24 protein-coding genes and 1 pseudogene are annotated in these 24,158 nt (G+C 37.0%); 10 read left to right on the top strand and 15 right to left on the bottom strand.

Features of this window, described 5'->3' with window-relative positions; all coding sequences use genetic code 11:
- Nucleotides 1-375, bottom strand: a pseudogene (locus tag JO178_RS11060) (T9SS C-terminal target domain-containing protein); the annotation flags it as partial.
- 673 nt (nucleotides 376-1,048) lie between these two features.
- Between JO178_RS11060 and JO178_RS11055 the strand changes: the two are divergent.
- From JO178_RS11055 to JO178_RS11010, 10 genes are read left to right on the top strand one after another with little or no spacing between them, the layout of a single operon-like run.
- Nucleotides 1,049-1,522 (top strand): hypothetical protein, encoded by a 474-nt coding sequence (locus JO178_RS11055; protein ID WP_291935345.1) that lies wholly within the window; start codon nucleotides 1,049-1,051, stop codon nucleotides 1,520-1,522.
- The gene (locus JO178_RS11050; RefSeq protein ID WP_291935343.1) at nucleotides 1,519-2,430 is read left to right on the top strand and encodes a hypothetical protein; all 912 of its coding nucleotides are present in this window, start codon (nucleotides 1,519-1,521) and stop codon (nucleotides 2,428-2,430) included. Before JO178_RS11055 ends, JO178_RS11050 begins: the two co-directional genes overlap by 4 nt.
- An 8-nt stretch (nucleotides 2,431-2,438) precedes the next feature.
- A complete protein-coding gene (locus JO178_RS11045; RefSeq protein ID WP_291935341.1) occupies nucleotides 2,439-3,572 on the top strand; it encodes a TonB-dependent receptor plug domain-containing protein in 1,134 nt (377 codons plus the stop codon).
- Nucleotides 3,550-4,758 (top strand): TonB-dependent receptor, encoded by a 1,209-nt coding sequence (locus tag JO178_RS11040; RefSeq protein WP_291935339.1) that lies wholly within the window; start codon nucleotides 3,550-3,552, stop codon nucleotides 4,756-4,758. Before JO178_RS11045 ends, JO178_RS11040 begins: the two co-directional genes overlap by 23 nt.
- A gap of 25 nt (nucleotides 4,759-4,783) precedes the next feature.
- Nucleotides 4,784-5,962, top strand: a complete 1,179-nt coding sequence (locus JO178_RS11035) for a hypothetical protein (RefSeq protein ID WP_291935337.1) — start codon at nucleotides 4,784-4,786, stop codon at nucleotides 5,960-5,962.
- Nucleotides 5,963-5,997: 35 nt separating this feature from the next.
- Nucleotides 5,998-6,699 (top strand): ABC transporter ATP-binding protein, encoded by a 702-nt coding sequence (locus JO178_RS11030; protein ID WP_291935335.1) that lies wholly within the window; start codon nucleotides 5,998-6,000, stop codon nucleotides 6,697-6,699.
- 1 nt (nucleotide 6,700) lies between these two features.
- Nucleotides 6,701-8,134: an ABC transporter permease subunit gene (locus JO178_RS11025; protein ID WP_291935333.1), complete on the top strand. Its 1,434-nt coding sequence runs from the start codon at nucleotides 6,701-6,703 to the stop codon at nucleotides 8,132-8,134.
- A 3-nt stretch (nucleotides 8,135-8,137) separates the two neighbouring features.
- Nucleotides 8,138-9,571, top strand: coding sequence for an ABC transporter permease subunit (locus tag JO178_RS11020; protein WP_291935332.1), 1,434 nt, complete (start codon nucleotides 8,138-8,140; stop codon nucleotides 9,569-9,571).
- The gene (locus tag JO178_RS11015) at nucleotides 9,561-10,493 is read left to right on the top strand and encodes a prolyl oligopeptidase family serine peptidase (RefSeq protein WP_291935330.1); all 933 of its coding nucleotides are present in this window, start codon (nucleotides 9,561-9,563) and stop codon (nucleotides 10,491-10,493) included. The genes JO178_RS11020 and JO178_RS11015 overlap by 11 nt, the downstream gene beginning before the upstream one ends.
- Before the next feature lie 2 nt (nucleotides 10,494-10,495).
- Nucleotides 10,496-11,833, top strand: a complete 1,338-nt coding sequence (locus tag JO178_RS11010) for an MATE family efflux transporter (protein WP_291935327.1) — start codon at nucleotides 10,496-10,498, stop codon at nucleotides 11,831-11,833.
- Between the two features lie 31 nt (nucleotides 11,834-11,864).
- Here JO178_RS11010 and hisIE read toward each other — a convergent pair whose 3' ends face one another.
- The 14 genes from hisIE to JO178_RS10940 form a co-directional block, all read right to left on the bottom strand.
- Nucleotides 11,865-12,452: a bifunctional phosphoribosyl-AMP cyclohydrolase/phosphoribosyl-ATP diphosphatase HisIE gene (gene hisIE / locus JO178_RS11005; RefSeq protein ID WP_291935325.1), complete on the bottom strand. Its 588-nt coding sequence runs from the start codon at nucleotides 12,450-12,452 to the stop codon at nucleotides 11,865-11,867.
- Entirely contained in the window at nucleotides 12,449-13,201 is a 753-nt protein-coding gene (hisF, locus tag JO178_RS11000; RefSeq protein WP_291935322.1) for an imidazole glycerol phosphate synthase subunit HisF, read from the bottom strand. Before hisF ends, hisIE begins: the two co-directional genes overlap by 4 nt.
- Complete coding sequence (gene hisA, locus JO178_RS10995) at nucleotides 13,194-13,916, bottom strand: 1-(5-phosphoribosyl)-5-[(5-phosphoribosylamino)methylideneamino]imidazole-4-carboxamide isomerase (protein ID WP_291935355.1); 723 nt, start codon at nucleotides 13,914-13,916, stop codon at nucleotides 13,194-13,196. Before hisA ends, hisF begins: the two co-directional genes overlap by 8 nt.
- A gap of 2 nt (nucleotides 13,917-13,918) precedes the next feature.
- Nucleotides 13,919-14,497, bottom strand: coding sequence for an imidazole glycerol phosphate synthase subunit HisH (gene hisH / locus JO178_RS10990; RefSeq protein WP_291935321.1), 579 nt, complete (start codon nucleotides 14,495-14,497; stop codon nucleotides 13,919-13,921).
- A 1-nt stretch (nucleotide 14,498) separates the two neighbouring features.
- Entirely contained in the window at nucleotides 14,499-15,593 is a 1,095-nt protein-coding gene (gene hisB / locus JO178_RS10985) for a bifunctional histidinol-phosphatase/imidazoleglycerol-phosphate dehydratase HisB (RefSeq protein ID WP_291935319.1), read from the bottom strand.
- Nucleotides 15,590-16,621 carry a histidinol-phosphate transaminase gene (hisC, locus tag JO178_RS10980; protein WP_291935317.1) on the bottom strand — a complete coding sequence of 344 codons (1,032 nt, stop codon included), beginning with the start codon at nucleotides 16,619-16,621 and terminating at the stop codon, nucleotides 15,590-15,592. The genes hisB and hisC overlap by 4 nt, the downstream gene beginning before the upstream one ends.
- A gap of 4 nt (nucleotides 16,622-16,625) precedes the next feature.
- Complete coding sequence (gene hisD, locus JO178_RS10975) at nucleotides 16,626-17,900, bottom strand: histidinol dehydrogenase (RefSeq protein ID WP_291935315.1); 1,275 nt, start codon at nucleotides 17,898-17,900, stop codon at nucleotides 16,626-16,628.
- An 11-nt stretch (nucleotides 17,901-17,911) separates the two neighbouring features.
- Nucleotides 17,912-18,769: an ATP phosphoribosyltransferase gene (hisG, locus tag JO178_RS10970; RefSeq protein ID WP_291935313.1), complete on the bottom strand. Its 858-nt coding sequence runs from the start codon at nucleotides 18,767-18,769 to the stop codon at nucleotides 17,912-17,914.
- A gap of 249 nt (nucleotides 18,770-19,018) precedes the next feature.
- Nucleotides 19,019-20,116 (bottom strand): glycosyltransferase family 1 protein, encoded by a 1,098-nt coding sequence (locus JO178_RS10965; RefSeq protein WP_291935311.1) that lies wholly within the window; start codon nucleotides 20,114-20,116, stop codon nucleotides 19,019-19,021.
- An 82-nt stretch (nucleotides 20,117-20,198) separates the two neighbouring features.
- Nucleotides 20,199-20,975, bottom strand: a complete 777-nt coding sequence (locus tag JO178_RS10960; RefSeq protein WP_291935309.1) for a polysaccharide deacetylase family protein — start codon at nucleotides 20,973-20,975, stop codon at nucleotides 20,199-20,201.
- 2 nt (nucleotides 20,976-20,977) lie between these two features.
- A complete protein-coding gene (locus JO178_RS10955; protein WP_291935307.1) occupies nucleotides 20,978-21,907 on the bottom strand; it encodes a glycosyltransferase family 2 protein in 930 nt (309 codons plus the stop codon).
- Nucleotides 21,908-22,187: 280 nt separating this feature from the next.
- Entirely contained in the window at nucleotides 22,188-23,000 is an 813-nt protein-coding gene (locus JO178_RS10950; protein WP_291935304.1) for a 2,3,4,5-tetrahydropyridine-2,6-dicarboxylate N-succinyltransferase, read from the bottom strand.
- Nucleotides 23,001-23,070: 70 nt separating this feature from the next.
- Nucleotides 23,071-23,694: an isoprenylcysteine carboxylmethyltransferase family protein gene (locus tag JO178_RS10945; protein WP_291935302.1), complete on the bottom strand. Its 624-nt coding sequence runs from the start codon at nucleotides 23,692-23,694 to the stop codon at nucleotides 23,071-23,073.
- Between the two features lie 74 nt (nucleotides 23,695-23,768).
- On the bottom strand, nucleotides 23,769-24,143 hold the full coding sequence (locus tag JO178_RS10940; RefSeq protein WP_291935301.1) for a DUF2255 family protein: 375 nt from the start codon (nucleotides 24,141-24,143) through the stop codon (nucleotides 23,769-23,771).
- Nucleotides 24,144-24,158 lie beyond the last annotated feature (15 nt).

Raw genomic sequence — 24,158 nt, 5'->3', positions numbered from 1 at the left:
GTCTTTTTTATCCAGTCCCTTTCCTGAGTATGACGTTCCGGCTAAGAGAAAACCGCCATCCTGAGTGGCCACTGTTGCTGATAAATAATCGTGATGTTGTCCTGAAAAATATTTTTCCCAAACCTGATCACCCTGTTGGCTGAGTTTAATCAAATGGAAATCGTAACCGTTGTTTTGCTTACTGCTTCCTGCCTGAAGCCTGTCGCTCTGAATAGCACTTCCTGTAATCAGATATTGCTGATCCGGAGTCGTGGTTACCTGGCTTAGAAAATCCTGAGTAGAAGATTTGATATCTTTCTGCCAGAGAACATTCTGGGCATTGAAACAACCCAGAGCAGTGCATAAGAGAAATGCACAGAGATAAAACTTTGTCATATTCGTGTTAGTATTTATTATTCTGAAAACTAATACTTTACAGCAATACCAAACAATACAACATCCCAATATGGTGAACTTTAATACATACTTAATTTAAATCAAAGTAAAATTTTAGTTAATATTTTATCCGGTAAGTCTGATGTTCTGAAAACAGACAGATCAGCGGTACGATTCACTAATACATTGTGAAAATTAAAATTATTAGGATGCTTAATACGAGTATTCTATTTATCTCATCAAAGAATTACTATTTATCTACTTTTTAATGGACCATCCAGACTCTATTCAAATTTTAAAATAAAACAAAAAAAAATAAACAACTAAAAATCAATGCATTAAAATCAAAATTAATAAATATTAAAAAAAATTAACGCAACATAGTTGCGATTTTTAAAAATTAATATTTATTATTGCAATACTGTTGCAGTAAAAAGGGAAAGCCGAAAACCTTAAAAAGAGTAGGTCCAATTACTAAATTTTTTGTTATGAAAAAAGTATCAAAAAAAGAAGCTTTAATCGCTTCATTAATGGCTAAGAAGTCATTAGCCAATGTAAAGCCGGGACACTGTGGTGGCCACTGTGGCGGAAGCTTCTAATTCAGGCTTAAAAAAAACAGAGGATGCCTGTTTCCAATAGGCATCCTTTATGTTAAACCTCTTTAAACATTATTATGTCTGTATCCTTATTATCTGAACAAGCTTATCTTGAATATACTGACGAAAATGTTCTCTTCCGGTTTTCTAATCTCTATGATCTGCCCGAAGAAGAAATTACAGATTTATTTCGGGAAACAAAAAAATTCATTGCTATTTGTACAGAACCTGACATCTATATAAATGACGACTTGTTGATCATAGATGAGATGTGGCATAATTTCATTTTGTTTACTCCGGTATATGCCTCATTCTGTACCTCCTTTTTCCAACGTTTTATACATCATATTCCACTATCAAAAAAGGAAAAAGAAGCATTTTTAAAACAGGAAAAAACGGATCCTGAAAAAGCAAGAACCGCATATATGGGACGAGAAGAAAGACTGATAAGCACAGTATATGAGCTCTGTGGTGAAGAAACAGTTATCAAATGGTTCAGTGAATACCCTGAAAAATATACCAGAGAATATATAAAATCAATACAAAAATGAGCATTTTTCCAAAGCGTACCATTCCGGGAAAAACAGTTACAATACATTGGGCAATCGCTCTTGAAAGTGAGAAGAATATTCCTCAGTTTCCATTAATCAGATTAGGAGTGCAATCTCCTGACGGCAGTATTGTTAGTCTATGTGATCAACATATTATGCTCCTCCCCGAACCCAAAAAGGAGCAGAGGGAGAAAAAAGAAATAAGAATGTCCAATAACCTTCCAAGAAATACTCCGCTACTCATATTGGCGGATTATTTAAGCGGAAAAAAGAAAAAAGAAAAATTAGTAGAGATGTTGAAACATATTCATTTTTCACGACATTTCTACTTTCAGTATTCCCTTGCTGAGGATGCACTTCCTGGTAAATATAAACTTATCTCAGAAATATATTTGGAAGGAGAATGTTATACATCACGGACTGCTGAAGAAGATTTTTTTTATGTGGATAAAATAAGAACCACCTATGACAATGGAAAAATAAGAATCCATAATCTTTCACCTGAAATATGCCCTGTTAAAATTATAAGCTGTTCACAAGCTCTTGCAGTGAATAATATTTATGATATCCAGCCTATGGAAAGTATTCAGGTCAGCGACCATCCCGAAACCCAATATCTATTATATAATGAAGAGAGAGAAACCATCCTTCTCACCAGAGGAAATACAAACAGAATTCTTCGAAATCAGACGCTCCAAAACTTTGAAAAAATAGAAAATGGGTCTTTGAAAATATATGTATTGTTTCCGGAAAATGATGATGCGTTCACTCTGGAGGAAAACTATGCACGGATCTGGCAAATGGCAGACGGGACTCTAAATGGTAACACACTTAAAAATATTGATCAGGAGGCTTTCAATTCCATGATGGAAGCTCATCTTATTTATGAATATGACATTAGAAAATAACAAAAATTATGATGCGGGTATTGACATTGACAGTAATCTTTCTGATGACAGAAGCAGCATCAGGCCAACAAAAATATCTAATTAAAGGAAAAATTACCGATTCAGAGGGAAATCCGGTTGCTGAAACTCATATTCAGCTATCCCCTTCCGGTCCGTCTACTTTTTCAGATACAAAAGGATTCTATCAGATTGAAACGGAAAAATCAGGCATTACCACTCTTATTTTTTCAAAAGCACAGTATGAGATGGAAATAAAGCAGATTGAAATTTCTAATAGCGCCATGGTATTCAATATCAATCTTCGGGAAAAACCAAAAGAATTAAAAGAAGTTATCGTTAGAGAAAATAATGAGATAAAGAAAATAAATAACTTACCCCTGAGTGTCGCTGTAATTGAGACTAAAAAAATGCGGATAAAAACGGCCAATACAGCAGATGTCATCAATACTATTTCCGGTGTGAATGTCAGACAAAATGGAGGACTTGGCAGTGATGTCAGTTTTTCGATAAATGGATTGGCAGGAAAGCAGGTTCGTTTTTTCATGGATGGTATTCCTTTGGAAAATTACAGCAGTGAAATGAATATTGCCTCCGTACCCGCTGCCTTTTTTTCAAGATTTGAAGTGTATAAAGGAATGGTACCAATCCATCTGGCTTCGGATGTTTTAGGAGGTGCTATCAATGTTATTTCCAGAAGTGAAACTAAAGATTTTGCGGATCTAAGCTACAGTATAGGAAGTTTTAACACCCATAAACTTGCAGCAGCAGCACAGTATTCATGGGGAAATATATATCTGCTATTCAATGCTTTTGCCAATCATTCTGATAATGACTATTCCATAGATGCGGAAGTCCTGAATAAAGATGGCAGCAGCTATGCAGGGACAGTAAAACGCTTTCACAGTAAATTTTCCAATTATATGCTGCGTCCTGAATTGGGGGTAAAAAATGTTTCATGGGCTGATCAAGCTTTTATATCTTTCTATACTTCCGGAAACAGATCGGATATACAACATGATGCTCTTGCCGTACAACCTTACGGAGAAGCATTGATGAAAACAGGTTCATTAGGAGCATTAGTCAGGTATAAGAAAAAAAGAAATTGTAAAAAATCTGGATATGGACTTCTATATATCCGCTAATTATACCCTTCCTCATCTTGTTGACACTTCTTTGAACATATACAATTGGAAGGGAGAAGTGATTTCACTACGCAATCAGGGTGGTGAGATATCCAATTCAGGAAATAATCTATATTTAAAAGACCTGCATGTTTCAGGACAGGTAAATGCAACTTGGCATTGGTCTGCCAATATTGATGTGACAGGTTCTTTTCAACGTTCTTATTTTCAACGAAACGGACATGACGAAACGGCCAAAGCCTATTATGGACGTGATTATTATACAGATCCGCAGTCTGTCAACAAAACAATAACCGGTCTGGCTTTAAAGGCAACATTATGGGATGGTCGCATTACCTCTCTTACTTCAGGAAAATTTTTTGATTTTAATGCGGAAGGCTATTCCCGGAATATTTCCGGATTTGAGAAAAATGCAACCAGGATTACAAAACTAGGCTATGGGCAGGCTTTTTCTTTCCAAGCTTATGAGCAATTGTTAATTAAGTCTTCTTATGAATATACGATAAGAATACCCACTATTTTTGAGCTCTTCGGAGATCAGATGCTTGTACTTCCCAATCTTTCTTTGTTACCTGAAACCAGTCAAAATTTAAATTTAGGTTTGATTTTCACACAAAATAAAAGTAAGGCAGAGATAAACGCGTTTTATCGGAATACAGATCAGATCATATGGCAAAGACCTTCTTCACGCTATTTCATGCACCAGAATCTGAGTAAGGCTTTGTCTGTTGGACTGGAAGGGGAAATTAGTTATAAACCAGTTGATATAATTGGTTTTACGATCAATGCAACCTACCAGAATATCCGAAACCGTTCTCGGGACGTTGGAAACGAAAGATATTATAATCAACGCATTCCCAATATCCCTTCATTTTTTGCCAATGCCGAAGTCAGCTATTCTCACAGAAAACTCCTTTGGAATCATTTAAAGTTTCAGACCTGGTATAGCATGCGTTATGTAGATCGGTTTTATCTCTTTTGGGAAGGAGATGGAAATAGAACTGATAAAAATAGTATTCCATATCAATATTCAGGAAATCTGGGATTTTCACTTAAACATAAAGATGGAAAATACACTGTCAGCATGGAATGTCAGAATATTTTTGGACAGAAACTCTATGATAATTTCCGTATACAAAAACCGGGACGTGCCTATTTCCTCACTTTGGATATTGCTTTACTCTAAAATTAATTATTATAAAGAAAAAAATATGAATGTAAAGAAAAAATTTAAAACATGGATAACGGCTACGATTGTAGCCTTATTCTTATTTTCCTCATGCAATAAGGATGATGATTCCGCAAGCCAGCCAACTTCAGGGAAAGTAAATTTTGCCTTACTCACACAGGCAGGAACTTATCCCAACAATACTTCTTATTTCCAGGGCTTGGAAAACCTGAATAAAGATCATGTAAATAACAGCCATGCCAAAGAATTCTTACAGGGCTCTCTCTTATATGGATATGGAAGCAATGCTTTTATAAGTTTCGTAGGACAGCCCGCAACCATGGCCCAATATACCTTTAATAACCGGGGAGAAATGATCACCGGAAACAGTATTAAAGATCCCTCGGGGAGAAATTTCACAAGCCTGTGCTTTATCGATCAGCATGATGCCTATGCCGGTACGGTAGGAACTGGAGGTGAATATAAAGTCATTCGTTTTGATCCCTCCTCTATGCAGAAAAAGGGAGATGTAGATATTTCTATGATCAAGAAACCAGGAATTCCTACCATCTATATTCAACAGATTATCAAGAGAGGTAACAAATTGTATATGGGAGTATATTATGAAAAAGATTTTAACCCCGCTATAGATGAGGCAGTTGTAGCCATTGTAAATATTGATTCACAAAAAGTAGAAAAAGTAATCAGTGACGGACGGACTTCCAGAATTTTTATAGGATCTAATGACGGAGCTTTTGCCTTACTACCAAATGGAGATCTTTATGTAATGGGATATGGAACTACAGCGAAACCTAGTGGCATATTACGTATTAAAAATAATGAAGATCATTTTGATCCCGATTATTTTATGAATCTGAATCAACTTGCTGGAGGAGTATGTCGTAATTTATTCCCTTACAGTGATACCAAAGCAGTAACTGTAAGAATAGAAAATCCCAATGATGAATGGGAGCTAAACGGCCCTAATTACAGCTATTATATTATTGATATCGTAAACAAAACGGTACAAGGTAAAATTGACGGGCTTCCTGTAGTCTATGGTGCTAATCCTGCTTTCCTGAAAAAAATCGGAAATGAATGGCTCTTGAATGCTGCTCTAAGCGGGACAAGTACAGTGTATTCTTTTAATCCTGTTACAGAAAGCGTACAAAAGAAATTCACAGTAGACGGACAACTTCACAGCCTGATTGAAATTAAATAAGCGGATATACACACTTTCCAACCCAATTTTTATTTATGATTGAAGCAATTGAACTGACAAAAGAATATAAACAGGGACATATCGCCCTGAAAGGGATGAATTTAAAAATTAACCCTCAGGAGATTTATTGTCTGCTTGGGAGTAATGGTGCAGGTAAATCTACTACAATCAATCTGTTTCTTGATTTTATTAAGCCGACTTCCGGGAAAGCACTGATCAATGGTAAGGAAGTATCTGTAAAAGGAGCTGAAACAAAAGCAGATATTGCCTATATTCCGGAAAACCTAATGCTTTATCCTTATCTCAGCGGACTTGAAAACCTGGATTTTTTCTGTGGCCTTTCAGGCCATACAAAAAATCGAGAAGAGCTCATTGAGCTTCTCATCGGATCCGGGCTCCAGGAAAAATTTATCTGTGAAAGAGTAAAAAATTATTCCAAAGGAATGAGGCAGAAGGTAGGAATCGCTTTAACAAAAGCAAAAGAAGCAAAAGTATTGTTGCTGGATGAACCAACATCCGGTCTCGATCCTAAAGCCAGTAATGAATTTTCTGATTTACTAGTTGAGATGAAAGAAAAAGGATTGGCCATCCTGATGGCGACCCATGATCTCTTCCGGGCCAGAGAAACCGGAACTCAAATCGGTATCATGAAAGAAGGCTCTTTATTACAATCATTTTCCGCCAATGAGGTCAGCTTTAAAGAACTGGAACATATTTATCTTAAACATATGCACTGATATGCAAAAGCGCTTATTTTTAACCAGGATTATCCGTCTTGCCGGAAATGAAGTCACAGCAGCTTTCCGAGATGGCAGAATGATTCTTCTTGCCTTCGCTTCGTGGATTATTTTCTTTTCTGCATTATATATTGGCTATTCATATTACAGAACAGCATCTGCAGACCGGATTTTAAGTCAACATCAGGTCAGACAGCTATGGTTACAACAGGAAGACAAAAACCCTCATGCTGCTGGACATTACGGGACTTATACTTTTAAACCGCTCTCCATTTTCAGTATTATAGAAAAAGGAACCGACCCGTATACAGGTGAAGCCATCCGCATTGAAACTCATAAGCAAAATCCTCCTGAAGTACGAACTGCAGAAGATACTACATTCTTACTTCGTTCAGGAGAATTTACCATAGGATTTGCAGCACTGTATATTATTCCGCTTCTGATTATCATCATTATTCATGGTATGATCAGTAAAGAAAAAGAACAAGGAACACTGAAACTGATTTTAAGTCAGGGAATTACAAAAACACAATTACTTTTAGGAAAGGTCTTGGGTGCCATATCCATTCTTTCTGTCAGTATTCTTCCGGTAGCTGTAGTATCTGGATGGATTATTTTCAAAAACGTCTCTACTGAGGAAAATGTTCTGGAATCTGCCGGTATGCTCTTGCTGAGTTATCTGATTTATTTTATGATATTCTTATTCATTTCTATTGCTGTTTCCGCTGCCTGTGAGACAACAAGAAAATCACTGCTGCTGTTATTTACATTCTGGATTATGGTATGCATCATTATTCCTAAACTTTCTGTATTTACTGCTGAAACGCTCTATCCTACTCCTTCAGCTTATGAATTTACCGAGAACATTGAAAAGAAGACTTTTCAGGGAGGCTATGAAAGCATATCTCATTGGCAGGATCTGAATAAAAAGGCCGAAAAGAAATTGGCTGAAAAAAATAAAACAAACAATTCAAAGGCACCGTCTGTCAATGTATTTGGATATGCATTGCAACTCTTAGAAAATGAAGGACATACTACCTACGAACATAATTATAGAAGAATAGATTCGCTTTTTATGCTTCAGAATAAAACCCATTCTCTCCTTTCTGTATTTTCTCCCTTTACCAATATGAAATTCATATCAATGGGAGCCACAGGTACAGATGTGGGTGAATATTTTCATTTTATCAACTCTTCAGAAAAATACAGAAGAAGTATGATGAATATTCTGAATAAGGACATCATGGAGCATCAGAAAAATAAAGAATACAAAGGCAATGAAAAATTATGGAAGCAAGTTCCGGACTACTCTTATACTCCAAGAAACTTTGAGACTCGTTGTTCTGATTATATTTTTAATGTTCAACTCTTAGTCCTTTGGTTGATATTTTCTGTTTTTACTGTAGTATTTTTCATTAAGCGTCTAAATTTATAAACTATGTATAAACACATATTTGCATACGAATTTAAAAAAATGACCACCGACAGAACATTGTGGATTCTCACTAGTGTTCTTATCGGATTTACTCTGCTTTCTATTTTTAACGGATCTGAATGGGTTAAATTTCAGAATTCAAATCTCCACAAAATTAAAGTTCATCAAAAGCAACGGCTTGAAAAACACAAAAAAGATATCGTGGAATATTCCGGAAAACATGAATTGATAGGATCTGAAGCTCCCAATAGTGCTTTTTCAATAGGTACTTATACCATGCTTTATATTGTAAAGCCCCCATATCCTAATGCCACATTTGCTGTCGGACAAAGTGATCTTTATCCCTATTATATAAGGTTTTCTTCTATTGACCGGTCTAATATGCTTTTAAATGAAGAAGTCCTCAACCCTGTAAATCTTCTTATTGGTAAATTGGACTTTTCATTTTTTACCATCTACCTTATTCCGTTGCTGATCATTGTGATGACGTATGATTTTTTTGCTTCGGAAAGAGAGCTTAGAACCTTTATATTATTACGTATTTATTATCCTAATATTCTAAAATTTTTACTGATTAAATGGTTTTTCAGAGTAGGATGGTTTTTTATGGTATTTTACCTCGGGATATTTATTGCCCTGGTTTTGTTCAGTCCGTTCCCTCTGAATTACTATGATTGGAGTACTTTATTACTGATTGGAATTTCTTCAGTATATGCTTTGTTTTGGTTTGCGCTGTGCTTTATTATCAATATGTTGAACAAGAATAGCCTTTTCAATGGAATCGCACTTACTATGCTCTGGCTGTTTATTGTTCTTCTCCTTCCAGCAGTATTGAATATATGGATAGAGCGGAAATATCCTATACCCTCAAGAAATACGGAAATTGTAAAGCAAAGAGAAATTAAAGAGAATACGGATAACCAGGGTGTATTCCGCCAATATCTGAAAGCCCATCCGGAATATCATGCATTCAAATCAGATACGATAGGGAAAAATGTTATTGCAGGATGGTATCCATCTTATATTGTTTCTGTAGCTGTCATTGACTCCCTGAATGATATGAGTGAACAAAAGTTTAAAAACAGTTTGACCATGCAGGAAACAAAATTACAGGACTTTAGCCTTATCTCTCCTGCCCTGATTACCAACCTCGCTTTTAATCAGATTTCAGGTAATTCTTATATTGATTTTAAAATATTTAAAGAAAGCTTCAAAGAGCAGCAATCCCAATGGCGAGCATTCGTATATGATCACATCTTAAAAGGAATCCCTTTTAAGGCCACAGATTTGAATCGTCAGTCCAATTTCATCGTCTATAAAGGTCACCCTTTTCCCATAGATGATAATTTACGCAATCTGCTGTGGATCCTAATCCTTTCGATTATTTTAATATTGGCTGGGATATTACAATTTAAAAAGAATAAGTATGAAAAATAAGTTCTTTAATTCTTTTCTGTCGATTTTATGTTTCGCATCATGTTCCGGTTTATTATACTGTCAATCTGTTGATTTTATAACGGTAAAGAGCATCAACAATAAAGATACGACAGATCTTAAGAGTCATTACCATCTTCCCTTTCCTGATCATTATGATAATATGTTACAAAAAGTAGATGTGAAAGAGTTCTTTTACACCAGTGATGGATTAAAAGTAAAAGGATATATGGCAGAACCTAAAGCTCCCGGAAAATATCCTTGTATTATTTATAACCGGGGAGGTATAGGCGCATTCTCAGCTTTTAATATTCCGCTTGCTCAGCGCATTCTTGGTGAAATGGCCTCATGGGGATATGTGGTGATCACTACTCAAATCCGGGGGAATGACGGAAGTGAAGGTAAAGAAGACCTTGGAGATAAAGACCTTCATGATATTTTGAATCTAATCCCATTACTTGAAAAAGTACCCAAAGCTGACACTTCCAAAATAGGAATGTACGGCAGAAGTACCGGAGGGATGAAAACATATCTGTCCCTTACAAAAACCCACAGAATTAAAGCGGCAGTGATTATTGGAGCCAGTGCTGATCTGAATTATACTTTACAATCAAGAGCTGACCTGAAAAAAATATATGCCGACGTAATTCCCGGATATAAAGAGAAAAAAAAAGAGGCTCTGAAAAAAAGATCAATGATATATTGGGCAGACCAATTGAATAAAAAAACACCTATCCTTCTTATGCATGGTTCTCAAGATAAACGGATTCCTTCAGAAGAAAGCTTTATGGCTTCAAAAGCACTCTTTCACAGCCACCATCCTTTTCGTTTTATATTTTTTGAGAATGATGATCACGGGCTTTCCGCCAATAGAGATGAAGTGAACAGACTTACCCGGATGTGGTATGAGAAATATTTACCATAATTATGGATAGAAAAGCTATGCTTCGCAGACCTATCAAAGAATTGGTATGGAAACTCTCCCCTCCCGGAATTGCAGGAATGCTGATGACTTCTGTAAATGCTATGGCAGATGCTGTTTTTGCGGGACAATTTGTAGGATCTTCCGCCATGGCAGGAATTGCCTTATCCATTCCTTTTATCTTTTTCAATTTTGCGGTGGTAAGACTTGTAGGGACGGGATCTGCCTTTATTATCAGCCGTGCCCTAGGTTCAGGCTCAAAGCATATATTAGGCTCTATCTTGTATTTTACTATTGCATTATTGGTCCTATTCTCTGTATTCATCTCTGTTTCCGGATATTTTTTTGCCGGGAATCTCATCAGGCTCATTGGAGGTATCGGCGAAGTATTACAATATGGAAGCCAATATTATGTCATTATGTCTGTATTCAGTTTACCCAGCATCCTGGGGGTTGGAACTTCTATCCTGATACGTTCTGAAGGAAAAGTTGTTTTTGCAATGAAAATCACGGCTGTCGGAGTTATTCTGAACCTGATCTTATGTCCTTTATTTTCGGGGTATTTCCAATGGGGAGTTCCTGGAATTGGTCTCGCTACTGTCATTGCCATGTCTGTTTATTCTGTATTAACCATCCGCTATTTTATATCTGGAAAAAGCCATCTGTTCTTTGGAAAAATTCCTAAAAAAATAGATCTTGAAATGATCAAAAAAATTTTTTCAACAGGACTTCCAGGTTTCCTGAATCAATTAAGTGGGTTAGTCAGACAGATATTTCTTTTTAATATCATTTCACTGCATCACCCGGAAACCAGTTTAATCGTTTTTTCTGCCATATATCGTACCTTTTCATTCTCTGTTACTCCTGCATTAGGAATCACGCAGGCATTACAGCCAGTCGTAGGCATCAATTACGGAGCCGGAAAATTTATAAGAGTAAAAGAAAGTTATTCTGTTTTTCTGAGATACAATCTTATTCTTATGGCTTTACTGGTAATACCCTTGTTCTTTTTCTCAAATAAAGTTTTGACACTACTCATTTCAGATTTTCCTGTAACCGAAATAGATGTTTTTTATTTCAGATTGTTGATTTCCATCATGCTTGTATTTCCTGTATTTCCTACAACCATTACTTTTCTTCAGGCAATCGGCAAAGAAAAAACAGCTTCTTTTATGATGATAGGCAGAGACTTTCTATTATTTTACCCTATCATTGCATGGTGCTGGATAATAAAAACCACAACTAGCCTTTATTATGGGATTTTTATAGAGAACATGATCTGTTTTCTGATTTTCATGGTTATCATGTACTATGTACTGAAGGAAAATAAATATCAATTATAACACTAAAAACATGATAACCAATAAATTTATTTTACCGGTTTCTGTTTTGAAGAACTTTTTCAATATCTTCTAACGAAAACCCTTTTGTTTTCAATAAGATCAAAAAATGATACATAAGATCTGCGGCTTCATTTTTAAAAAGATCTTCGTTGTCGTCTTTCGATTCAATCACCAGTTCTACCGCTTCCTCACCTACTTTCTGAGCTACTTTATTGATTCCCCGCTGGTAGAGAGAATACGTGTAAGAGTCTTCTGTTTTATTGTCTATTCTCCGGCAGATTTTCTCTTCAAGCTCATAGAGAAACCCTTTGGGGTCTTTATCCCCGAAACAGCTGAAGCTTCCTGTGTGACACACCACATTTTTAGGAGCTGCTTTAATCAGGAGGGTATCCTGATCACAGTCTATCCGTATATCTTTAACGGTTAAAAAATTCCCGGACTCTTCTCCTTTTGTCCAGAGCCTGTTTTTAGAACGGCTGTAAAATGTAACGATGCCTTCATTCTTTGTTTTTTCAAAGGCCTCTTCATTCATATACCCCAACATCAGGACCTGAAGGGTACTATCATCCTGAATGATGACCGGAACAAGGCCGCTGCCTTTATCAAAATTGATTTTCATCTTACTTCAATTTTTTTAGATTTTAGTATTTGTTTTAGTTCTCCGATGCTTATTTCATTAAAATGGAAAACACTGGCTGCCAGAGCTCCTGTTGCTTTAGTTTCATCAAATACTTTAATAAAGTCATCTGACTTCCCCGCACCTCCCGAAGCAATCACGGGAATGCTCACCTGCTCAGAAACAAACTTTGTAATTCTGAGGTCGAAACCGTTCTTTGTTCCGTCACCCTCCATGGAGGTTAAAAGAATTTCTCCCGCTCCAAGTTCCTCTGCTTTTTTTGCCCATTCCACAGTCGTAAGTTCTGTTTTCTCTCTTCCTCCTCTGATATGAACCCAATCCGTATTATCTACCTGTTTTGTATCTATCGCTACCACCACGCACTGGCTGCCAAATTCTTTTGCCAGGTCGGAGATCAGTTGCGGATTTTTAACTGCAGAAGAATTGATGCTGATCTTATCGGCACCCGCTTCCAGGAGCTTTCTTACATCTGCAGCGGAAGAGATTCCGCCTCCTACAGTAAAAGGTATACTCAGTTGCTCAGCAATTTTTTTTACCAGCTCAGCAAATGTTTTTCTTTCTTCAAGAGTTGCCGTAATATCTAAAAAAACAAGTTCATCAGCTCCTTCTTTTTCATATTTCACAGCCAGTTCTACAGGATCACCTGCATCGCGGAGTTCTTCAAAATTCACCCCTTTTACCGTTGACCCGTCTTTGATATCCAGACAGGGTATAATTCTTTTTTTAAGCATTTTCAATAAAATTCTGAAGTTGTTGTAAGCTTATTTTCCCTTCATAAAGAGCTTTTCCTATAATAGTACCGGAACAGCCGATATCTTTCATTTTATACACATCTTTGATGTCTGAAATGCCTCCGCTCGCCGTAAGCTGCACTGAAGTCTTATACAAAATCTCAATATACAGTCCTGTAGAAGGCCCTTCAAGCATTCCGTCTTTTGCAATATCCGTACAAATAGTACTCTGAATACCCTGTTCCTGATAGCTGAGAATAAAATCTATAATATCCCGATCACTTTCTTCCTGCCATCCTGAAGTTTTAATTTTTCTATTTTCACAGTCTGCACCCAGAATCACTTTTTCCGGACCATATTTCCGGATAGCATTGAAACAGAATTCAGGATTCTGAACGGCAATACTTCCCAGCGTAATCTGCTTTGCTCCCGCATTGAAAGCCTTCTCTATATCTTTTTGTGTTTTCAGCCCACCGCCAAAATCAATCTCAAGAGAGGTAGATCCTGCAATATCCTCCAGTACCTTCTGGTTAACGATATGCTTTGATTTTGCACCATCAAGATCTACAAGGTGAAGATACCGGATTCCGAAGCTTTCAAATTCTTTAGCCACTTCTACCGGATTTTCATTGTAAATTTTTTTTGTACTGTAGTCTCCTTTTGACAGGCGTACACACTTCCCGTCGATAATATCAATAGCCGGAATAATTTTCATCATTAGAGTTTAATAAAATTAGTTAATAACCGACTTCCTGTATCTCCGGATTTCTCAGGGTGAAACTGTACCGCATAGAAATTATCTTTTTGTAAAGATGCACTGAACGGCAAGATATAATCACATACCGAAGTCGTATAATCTGATAATTCACAATAATAACTGTGAACAAAATAAAGGTCATTTTCTTTTTCAATATCTGAAAAAAGCACTGACTGAAGATTTGAAACACTATTCCAGCCCATATGAGGAACCAGATCTTTAGGAGGAAATCTTTTCACCTGAATGTCAAAAATCCCCATTCCCCGCACATTTCCTTCCTCATTGTCTTTACACATCAGCTGCATTCCAAGGCATATTCCTAAAACAGGTTGTTTCAGGGCAGGAATAAGTGTATCCAGTCCTTTTTCCGCTAATAATTTCATGGTGGAAGAAGCTTCACCCACCCCGGGGAAAATGACTTTATCCGCATTGATAATCTGCTCCGGATCATCTGTAATCACAGAATCTACATTCAGCCTGTTCAGTGCATTCTGAACTGAGCTTACATTTCCGCCGTTATATTTTATTATCGCTATCATATTACAAACTTCCTTTTGTGGAGGGCAGATTATATTGGGTATCCGATTGGTTCACTGCCATTTTCACCGCTTTAGCAAATGCTTTGAAAACAGATTCTATTTTGTGGTGTTCATTGCTTCCTTCAGCTTTGATATTCAGATTGGATTTTGAGGAATCGGTGAAAGACTTAAAAAAGTGGGAAAACATTTCCGTGGGAACATCCCCAATTTTTTCTCTTGTAAATTCTACCTCCCAAACCAGCCACGATCTGCCTCCAAAGTCAATGGCAGCCTGAGCGAGACAATCATCCATAGGAAGCAAAAACCCATACCGCTCAATTCCTTTTTTCTTACCCAAGGCTTTCAAAACAGCTTCACCCAATACAATTCCCGTATCTTCAATGGTGTGGTGTTCGTCTACTTTAAGATCTCCGTTTACTCTGATTTTAAGATCCATATTTCCGTGTCTGGCAATCTGATCCAGCATGTGATCAAAAAAATGAAGTCCTGTAGAAATATCGGATCTTCCGCTTCCATCCAGATTGATCTCCACTTCAATTTCCGTTTCATTTGTTTTTCTGTACACCTGAGAGCGTCTCATACCCTGTTTCAGGAACTGATAAATCTCTGTCCAGTCTGTAGTAATGAGGCTTGCCTCTTCATTAAAGTTTTCATTAAGATAAATTGATTGAGTTCCCAAATTTACAGCAAGTTGAACATCACTACTTCGATCACCGATTACATATGAGTTTTTCAGATCATAATTCCCATACATGTATTTATTTAACATGCCTGTTCCTGGTTTTCGCGTTGGTAAATTTTCATGTTCAAAACTTTTATCAATCAGAATCTCGCTGAAAAATATGCCTTCATTTTCAAAAGCTTTCACCATTTTTTCGTGAGGTTTTATAAAATCCTCAAAAGGAAAACTTTCCGTTCCCAATCCATCCTGATTTGTTACCATCACCAATTCATAATCCAGCTCATTCACTATTTTCGAAAGGTTCCGGAACACTCCAGGATAAAATTCAAGCTTTTCCAGCGAATCTACCTGAAAATCTGTGGGCGGTTCAAGGATCAGGGTTCCGTCCCGGTCTATAAATAATACTTTTTTCATGACTCTATACTTTTTAAGGCATTAATCAGCATTTCGTTTTCTTTACGGCTTCCAATATTGATTCGGATACATCCCGGAATGGCCGGATCCCTTTTGCTGGTTAAAATCTCTTTTTCAAGCATTTGCTCATACACTCCGTGTACATCATTGATTTTAATCAAAAAGAAATTGGCATCTGTAGGATATACCTTCGAAATACATGCAATATCCTGAAATTGCTCCTGCAGCCATGCTCTTTCATTTAAAATATTTTTTATATTTTCATTACATCTTACTTCATCATCCAAAATTTCCAGCACCAGTTTCTGGCTTAAAGCATTAACGTTATAAGGTGCTTTTACCGTATTAATAAGTTGTATAATTTCTTCTGAAGCATAGGCCATTCCTACTCTCGCTCCCGCTGTTCCCCAGGCTTTTGAAAAAGTCTGCAGGACGATCAGATTAGGATATTGATCAAGAAGTTCCAGACTGGATCTGTTATCAGAAAATTCAATATAGGCTTCATCTACCACCACAATTCCATTACAATTTTTAATATAGAACTCAATATCTTCTATACTGTTTCCGGTAGGATTGTTGGGTGAACACAGGAAAAATACTTTAAACGGCTGTTCCCGGGTAATCTTTAGGAAGTCTTCTTTTACAATACCAAAGTTTTCATCCAGATTCAGCTTCAGAACCTTGTTTTCATTGATGGAAGCATAAAATCCGTACATTGCAAAAGAAGGATTCATCATCAGTATGGAATCTTTTTTGGGCTCACAAAACACTTTAATAATTAAATCAATAAGCTCATCACTTCCGTTTCCTATTGCAATCTGTGACGGAGATACCTTTCTGAGATCTGCCAGACGCTTTTTAAGTACTTTCTGGGTAGAATCCGGATAACGGTTGTATTCTCCGAACGGGCTTTCATTGGCATCCAGCAATACCGGAGCATTAAATTCATGATGATCCCTGAAACTGATATAAGGCTGTAGTTTTAGAATATTTTCTCTTACTAATGTATTGATACTGTTATTTTTCATTGTATTATTTTAATCTTATGGATACTGCATTTTTGTGTGCGAAAAGACCTTCTGCTTCCGCCATTGTTTCTATTGTTTTTCCTAAATTCTGCAATCCTTCTCTGGATAAAAACTGAAATGTGATTTTCTTTACAAAACTATCCAGAGAAACCCCGCTGTAATTTCTTGCATACGCATTGGTAGGAAGTGTATGATTGGTTCCGCTGGCATAATCTCCGGCACTCTCACAGGAATAATTTCCAAGAAAAACTGAACCTGCATTTTGAATCATCGGAATATACTGTTCAAAATTTTTCACGGCCAGAATAAGGTGCTCCGGAGCATATAAATTGCTAAATTCAACTGCCTCTTGCAGTGTACTGACTAAAATAAAGCAACTGTTTTCCAATGCTTTTTCCGCCATCTCATTTCTGGGTAATTCTCTGATTTGCTGACTCACAGACTCTATAGTTTCATCAAAAACTTTAAGATCTGTCGTAATAAAAATCACCTGACTGTCACCTCCATGTTCTGCCTGCGAAAGGAGGTCTGCTGCACAAAACTCCGGAACCGCCTGCTCGTCTGCAACCACAAGAACTTCACTGGGGCCTGCAGGCATATCAATCGCCACACCATACTGTTGTGCATATTCTTTTGCAGCTACTACAAACTGATTTCCAGGGCCGAAAATCTTATATACTTTAGGAACGGATTCCGTCCCTAGGGTCATTGCTGCAACCGCCTGTGCTCCTCCCGTTTTGAAAATTGCGGATACTCCGCACAGTTGGGCCGCATACAAAATTGCCGGATTGATATTCCCGTTCTTATCAGGCGGTGTGCAAAGAATAACCTCTTTACAGCCAGCCAGATTTGCCGGTATGGCAAGCATCAGAACTGTTGAGAATAAAGGGGCTGTGCCCCCCGGAATATAAATTCCCACTTTCTCTACTGCACGGTTTTCTCTCCAGCAAATCACTCCCGAAGTCGTTTCAATCTTCTGGACATCAGCAATCTGAGATTTATGAAAGACGGAAATATTTTCCTTTGCCTGCTGTATCGCCTGTTTTAACTCCGGGCTGATCAGATTTTCAACTTCATTCATTTCAGCTTCTGTCACTGCAATACGATCGGTTACTGCCTGATCAAATTTTCTATTGAAATCAAGTAAAGCCTGATCTCCGTTCGTTTCAACTTCTTTGAAAATTCCGGCGATCAATTCTGAAATCTCCTTCCGTTCAATTACAGGACGCTTTACCAGAGCTGTCCATATTTCTTTTTTGGGGTATTTGTATAGATTCATTGGGTGAGTATTTAAATAACCATTTTATCAATGGGAATGATTAAAATATCCTGGGCGCCGTTTTCTTTCAGTTCATCAATCACATCCCAAAAACGTTCTTCATCAATAACGGAATGAATACTGCTCCAGCCTTCTTCTGCCAGAGGAATCACCGTCGGGCTTTTAAGCACAGGCAGAACACCGGCTACTTTTTGGATTTTTTCATTAGGAACGTTCATCAGGATATATTTTGAATTTTTCGCTTTCAAAACAGCTTTGATCCGGAATAAAAACTTTTCCAGAATGAGCTGTTTTTCTTCGGAAAGCTGGGGAGTCTGAGCCAGTACAGCCTCTGATTTAAGGAGCGTTACGGTTTCTCTTAATCCGTTTTTAAATAAAGTACTTCCTGAGCTTACAATATCACAGATTCCATCCGCCAGACCAATATTGGGTGCAATTTCTACAGAACCGGAAATGATGTGAATATCCGAAGAGATTCCTTTTTGCTGAAGAAAAGATTTCAGGGTATTAGGATAAGAAGTAGCTATTTTTTTGCTCTGAAAGTAAGAGAGATCGTCGGTTTCCACTTCTTTCGGTACCGCAAGAGAAACACGGCATTTTGAAAATCCAAGTTTTTGAATCGTGCGGATATTTTTTCCTTTTTCGATTAAAAGATTTTCACCGACAATAGCAACATCTACTACCCCGTCCTCAAGATACTGAGGAATGTCTGAGTTTCGCAGATACATAATTTCCATCGGAAAATTATCTACTGAAACTTTAAGCTGGTCTTTGCCATTGTTGACAAATATTCCGCAATCTTTGAGAAGCTGTAGAGACTCTTCGTAAAGCCGGCCGCTTTTCTGAATTGCAATTTTTATTTTACTCATGTTGTCTTTTTTGAGTCCGAGTAAATAAAAACTGATTTATTGATAAATTTCCGGGAAGAATTCAGGAAACAAAAAAACCGCCTATTTACTCAGACGGTTTTAATTATTTTTGATTTTAGCACAAACTTATATCAATCAATTCCGCCTAACAGAGATGATGATAATAATGATGTAATGCTAAAAAAGTTGGTTTCATTGTATTGAATTCTGATACAAATGTAGGACTTATTTTTAAACTGCAAAGTTTTTTCATACAATTTTTTGATAAAAATTCATCAGTTGCTCAGCAATGGGACGGTCATTAAACTTCTGAACAAACTCGAAACTCTTTTCAGCACGGCGTTTTCTTTCGGACTCGTTTTCCCACAAAAATTTTATTTTGGCACTGATATCAAGATCATTTTTCGGATCTACGTATACGGAGTCTTTTCCTCCGGCCTCCGGTAAACAGCTTGTATTGCTGGTAATGGTTACCGTTTTTGAAAAAAGAGCTTCTATTACAGGAATTCCAAAACCTTCAAAGAAGCTTGGATACACAAAAATATCGGCTAGTTTATAAATAACAGCCAGTTCATCCATAGAAACACCTTCCAGAAATAAGACCTGTTTTTCCATCTTATTTTTTTTCAGGAAACTTTCTATTTGCCGGTAATATTTTGTTTTTCTTCCCACCACCACCAAAGGGATCCGGGTTCCCTGAATACCTTTGACAACACTTAAAAGATTTTTGCGGTCCTCTATAGTACCGACATTCAGAATGAATCTTTCGGGAAGACTGAATTTTTCTCTGACGGCCTGGATAAATCCGGATGACTGCTCTTCTTTAAAAGCCTGATGACAACCCTGATAAATCACTTCAATTTTAGATTCAGGAACTTTTAAATATTCTATGATATCTCTTTTGGTCTGTTCTGAAATCGCAATGATTCTATCGGCAGTTTCGGCAGCTTTTTTAAATTTCCAGAAGTGAATTTTCCGGTCAAAAAATGAATAATACTGGGGATATCGGATGAAAATCAAGTCATGAATAGTCACCACCTTTCCGATAGGTGTTTGATCCCACTTTAAAGGCAGTTCTCCGGATAAGCCATGAAAAATATCCGCCCCTGATTTCTGGGCGTCTTTTCCCATTTTCAGCTGACGGGAAAGGCTTCCTTTTGAGGTTTCAACAAATTTGACATTCGACCTGTTCAGAATATCTTTCCCCCGTTCCGATTTGTTTTTATTGAGCAACAGATATTCATTATCCGGTTCATATTCGGAAAGAATTCTTACCAGGTCCCTTGAATAATTACCCAATCCGGATGTATTGTGGAAAAAACGCTTTGCATCAAAGGCAATTTTCATATGAATCTGTTTATTTTTTTAGTAAAAGTGTAGGTCATCATCTCATATGACCGGTTCTAATCAGAAAAACCTGTTGATGATTTCATGATTGAATTTGTTTTTGAAAATCCTGAAATGTTCCGAATCTATGGCCTTTCTCTTTTAGCCAGCCCACAAATATATCGAATCTTTCTACCATTTCCTTACCTGAATTTTTGACAGTAAATCCCGGCAGTTTGAATGCTTCATCTTTAATTTCTGCAAACTCCCACGGATGGAAATAGACATTCAGATACTGATCTTTTTCCAACGTATCCGCAGCCAGCTTCTTATACAATGAGAGCGGGAAATTATGAAAACTCAGCCAGAATAAAGGAATTCTGAAATTAGGAGACACAGAGGCCGGAATCTGGGTTACATTTCCTTCTTTAAAGTACGTTCTGGATACTTTCAGATTGTTATATCTTCCCGGTAAAAATGTCGGGTTAACAGATGAATTATAGGAGTACCCGGCTTTTTCCACCGCTTTTTCATCCACAGGCATCATTCTTGGCATTCTTAATCCTGTAACTTCGGCAGAGAAAAGCTCCTGCAATCGGTCTCTGGATTCTTTCAGATGTCTTTCTTCAAATTCTGAGTGAAACCATGTATGTGAAGCCAGTTCATGCCCCTCTCTTAATAATCTTTCGATGAGGTGTCTGCTGTTTTCAGCAAAAACCACAGTAGAAAAAAAAGTAGCTTTTGCCTGATGTTTTTTAAGGAGATCCAATATTCTTTCAAGCCCTGTCTGCGAAATTGAAATTTGTTTTTCAAAAGGAATCTCTCCTTTGTATTCTAGCGGCATATCAAATTCCTCGATATCAAAACTCAATAATACCATTTTTAAAAATTTTTGTTTTTAATAATATAGTTAGGTCTTTCTTTCACCTGTTTAAAAATTTTACCTAAATAAATCCCCATAATCCCCATAATAATCAGCTGTAAGCCTCCAAAGAACACGATGGTCATAATTAGAGAAGCCCAGCCGGAGATCTCGGTTTTAGCAATAAATGAATGAATGACATAAGCCCCGTATCCCACGATAGAAATTACTGAAAACAGAAAACCTAAATAAGCCGCAAGATAAAGCGGTTTCACACTAAAAGCTGTAATTCCCGTAAAGGCAAAAGTGAGCATTTTTTTAAGATTATAACTGCTCTGTCCGGAGAGTCTTTCGTTTGCTTTGAAGTCGATTCCGGTTTGTTTAAAACCCATCCAGCTTGTTAAGCCTCTTAAAAATAAATCGTCTTCGTTAAAATTCCGCATGACTTCAACGGCATTGGCATCCATTAATCTGAAGTCAGACCCGCCTCCTTTTGTCAAATTAACATCGGACAGGCTGGATAGGATTTTATAGAAAAAGTCAGAGGTTTTTCGCTTAAAAAAGGAGATTTCCTTAGGATATGTTCTGATGGTAAACACAACATCATATCCTTCTTCCCATTTTTGAATCATTTCGGGAATAAGCTCCGGGGGGTGCTGAAGATCGCCATCCATAGAAATAACAGCATTTCCGTTGGCATTATCCATTCCGGCTTTTACAGCAGGCTGATGCCCGAAATTTCTTGAAAACTCAATGTATTTTACTTCTTCAAACTGCTGAGACAGCTCTTCTAATTTCTGTTGTGTATTGTCTCTGCTTCCATCATTGACGAATATGACTTCATAATTATAATTTTCCAACCCAGAAAAAACCTCTCGGATTTTTTCATGAACCAGTGCCACATTGCCTTCTTCATTATGGGCTGGGATTACAATTGAGATTTTCTTCATATTTACAATCTATCAAGTTTTTTCTTAAAGGAGCAGATGATATTTCCTAAAGATATAAGGAAAATCAACACCTGTCTTTATATTTTTTTATTTCTGATTCTTTTTACAAATTTCGGTATATTTTTCTGAAATATCTGTATTTTCTCTTGCATCTGTAGAAAAAACAAATGGCCCGATCATTAAAAAAGGGCCATAGTGATTACTATCTAATGTCTTATGAGTATTGCTCACAGAAGGTTTTTCATACCGATATGCTAAAAAACATATGTAAAACCCCTGATTATACAGCTACATTATTATCTCTTAAAGCATCGTTAAGAGAAGTCTTCTTATCTGTAGATTCTTTTCTCTGACCGATGATAAGGGCACATGGAACCTGATATTCTCCAGCCGGATATTGTTTTGTATAACTTCCCGGGATTACTACAGAACGTGCAGGAACTCTTCCTTTGATTTCAACAGGCTCACTTCCTGTCACATCAATAATTTTAGTAGAGGCAGTAAGGACAACGTTTGCTCCCAATACAGCTTCTTTTTCTACATGAACTCCTTCTACAACGATACATCTTGAGCCAATAAAACAATCATCTTCAATGATTACCGGAGCAGCTTGTAATGGTTCCAATACACCACCGATACCAACTCCACCGCTTAAGTGAACGTTTTTACCGATCTGTGCACAGCTTCCTACTGTAGCCCATGTATCTACCATTGTTCCTGAATCTACATAAGCTCCGATATTTACATAAGAAGGCATCATGATTACTCCTGAAGCTACGAAAGATCCTTCTCTTGCAATAGCATGAGGAACTACTCTTACTCCTTTTTCTGCATAATTTTTCTTTAAAGGAATTTTGTCATGAAATTCAAATGGTCCTACCTCAATAGTTTCCATCTTCTGAATCGGGAAGTACATTACTACGGCCTTCTTCACCCATTCATTTACCTGCCATCCGTTTTCGGTAGGTTCCGCTACACGAAGTTCTCCTGAATCAAGTAAAGAAATTACTTCTCTTATCGCTTTCTTGCTGTCTTCATTCTGTAATAGTTCTCTATTGTCCCAGATGTTTTCAATTGTTTGTTGTAACGACATGTTTCTTATTTAAATTAGTTTGAAAAATTATACCGCCAAAGATAGCAAAAAAGTTCAGCAAAATAATGTATCAGGTGATGCTATTCATAAAAATAAACAGTCGTCCTACTCTCTTTTTATAGTCCAGATAAGCCTGTCCGTGCTCTTTTAAAAGGTGTTCTTCTTCGAGTCTGATCTGAATTTGCATCAAAATATTTCCCACTACATAAAAAGCTAAATTAATCACAGTCGGAAAAGCCAGAAAGAACCCGAAAAGACTTACCATCATTCCCATAAATATAGGATTTCTTGAAAATCTGAATAATCCGTGCGTAATCAATTCTGTTTTCATACTTCGGTCAATTCCGATGCGCCATGAATTTTTCATCTGAACCTGCGCTGTGAATACCCAGGCAAAAGCAATGATCATGAAAGCTATTCCGGCATATTTCAGGAAATCAATATCAAGAGCTCTGATGATCCATGCAGAAAAAACAATTTCAGGAAAAGCGGCCAACAGTATGCTGTATACAAACAAGACGAATAAGGTCATCTTAAAATAAAACCCGATCAACGCGTACGCCGATTCATCTTTTGGAAAGACATTAGGGTCTCTGCCTGTTTTCCGCCTTATATGGATACTGATCCCCAGAAAGGAAACCATGAAAAACAATATAAAATATACAGGAATAAAAAATCTGATAAAATCTGCCATGTCAATAGTTTCCTGCAAATTTCAGAAATTCAGGGATGCAATGCTATTGCAATGACTGAAAGAAACGGAGACAATTACAGGTCTTTAATAATAATCTCCATTGTACGGGAGATGTGTTCTTTGCGGATGATAGCCTTTGAATAGCGTATGTTATGATCCGAATTATATTTTGTCAGATAAGCATCATTGATTTCATCCGTAAGATCGTGAATATCAGAAGGGATAATGGCTTCAATATCGTATATATTGCCATCACAACTAATTTGTCCTTGGGGATTTTCTAAAAAGCAATTATACCAGCTTTTTTCAGCTAATCCCCATGATCTTGCAAATATCCTGTCATGAACGACTACCATCCAGATTTCCAGAAAATCAGTTCTTGTTAAGCCTGCTTTTATTCCGATAAGATTTGTTGTTCTTATGGAATCCGGTACTTTGCCTGTATTCATTGTATAAGTTTTTAT

The organism is Chryseobacterium sp. (assembly GCF_019236175.1).
Taxonomy (GTDB): domain Bacteria; phylum Bacteroidota; class Bacteroidia; order Flavobacteriales; family Weeksellaceae; genus Chryseobacterium.
Note: the sequence above shows the minus strand (reverse complement) of the source record. Positions and strands in the feature narration are given on the sequence as shown.

Excerpts from the sequence above, each read along its gene's own strand:
- JO178_RS11055 (WP_291935345.1), top strand. The coding sequence starts at position 1,049 with ATGTCTGTATCCTTATTATCTGAACAAGCTTATCTTGAATATACTGAC.
- JO178_RS11050 (WP_291935343.1), top strand. The coding sequence starts at position 1,519 with ATGAGCATTTTTCCAAAGCGTACCATTCCGGGAAAAACAGTTACAATA.
- JO178_RS11035 (WP_291935337.1), top strand. The coding sequence starts at position 4,784 with ATGAATGTAAAGAAAAAATTTAAAACATGGATAACGGCTACGATTGTA.
- JO178_RS11025 (WP_291935333.1), top strand. The coding sequence starts at position 6,701 with ATGCAAAAGCGCTTATTTTTAACCAGGATTATCCGTCTTGCCGGAAAT.
- JO178_RS10950 (WP_291935304.1), bottom strand. The coding sequence starts at position 23,000 with ATGTCGTTACAACAAACAATTGAAAACATCTGGGACAATAGAGAACTA.
- hisH (WP_291935321.1), bottom strand. The coding sequence starts at position 14,497 with ATGATAGCGATAATAAAATATAACGGCGGAAATGTAAGCTCAGTTCAG.
- JO178_RS11040 (WP_291935339.1), top strand. The coding sequence starts at position 3,550 with ATGGACTTCTATATATCCGCTAATTATACCCTTCCTCATCTTGTTGAC.
- JO178_RS11020 (WP_291935332.1), top strand. The coding sequence starts at position 8,138 with ATGTATAAACACATATTTGCATACGAATTTAAAAAAATGACCACCGAC.
- JO178_RS11030 (WP_291935335.1), top strand. The coding sequence starts at position 5,998 with ATGATTGAAGCAATTGAACTGACAAAAGAATATAAACAGGGACATATC.
- JO178_RS11015 (WP_291935330.1), top strand. The coding sequence starts at position 9,561 with ATGAAAAATAAGTTCTTTAATTCTTTTCTGTCGATTTTATGTTTCGCA.
- JO178_RS10945 (WP_291935302.1), bottom strand. The coding sequence starts at position 23,694 with ATGGCAGATTTTATCAGATTTTTTATTCCTGTATATTTTATATTGTTT.
- hisD (WP_291935315.1), bottom strand. The coding sequence starts at position 17,900 with ATGAATCTATACAAATACCCCAAAAAAGAAATATGGACAGCTCTGGTA.
- hisG (WP_291935313.1), bottom strand. The coding sequence starts at position 18,769 with ATGAGTAAAATAAAAATTGCAATTCAGAAAAGCGGCCGGCTTTACGAA.
- JO178_RS10960 (WP_291935309.1), bottom strand. The coding sequence starts at position 20,975 with ATGGTATTATTGAGTTTTGATATCGAGGAATTTGATATGCCGCTAGAA.
- hisB (WP_291935319.1), bottom strand. The coding sequence starts at position 15,593 with ATGAAAAAAGTATTATTTATAGACCGGGACGGAACCCTGATCCTTGAA.
- hisF (WP_291935322.1), bottom strand. The coding sequence starts at position 13,201 with ATGCTTAAAAAAAGAATTATACCCTGTCTGGATATCAAAGACGGGTCA.
- hisIE (WP_291935325.1), bottom strand. The coding sequence starts at position 12,452 with ATGAAAATCAATTTTGATAAAGGCAGCGGCCTTGTTCCGGTCATCATT.
- hisA (WP_291935355.1), bottom strand. The coding sequence starts at position 13,916 with ATGAAAATTATTCCGGCTATTGATATTATCGACGGGAAGTGTGTACGC.
- hisC (WP_291935317.1), bottom strand. The coding sequence starts at position 16,621 with ATGAAAAATAACAGTATCAATACATTAGTAAGAGAAAATATTCTAAAA.
- JO178_RS10965 (WP_291935311.1), bottom strand. The coding sequence starts at position 20,116 with ATGAAAATTGCCTTTGATGCAAAGCGTTTTTTCCACAATACATCCGGA.
- JO178_RS11010 (WP_291935327.1), top strand. The coding sequence starts at position 10,496 with ATGGATAGAAAAGCTATGCTTCGCAGACCTATCAAAGAATTGGTATGG.
- JO178_RS10955 (WP_291935307.1), bottom strand. The coding sequence starts at position 21,907 with ATGAAGAAAATCTCAATTGTAATCCCAGCCCATAATGAAGAAGGCAAT.
- JO178_RS10940 (WP_291935301.1), bottom strand. The coding sequence starts at position 24,143 with ATGAATACAGGCAAAGTACCGGATTCCATAAGAACAACAAATCTTATC.
- JO178_RS11045 (WP_291935341.1), top strand. The coding sequence starts at position 2,439 with ATGATGCGGGTATTGACATTGACAGTAATCTTTCTGATGACAGAAGCA.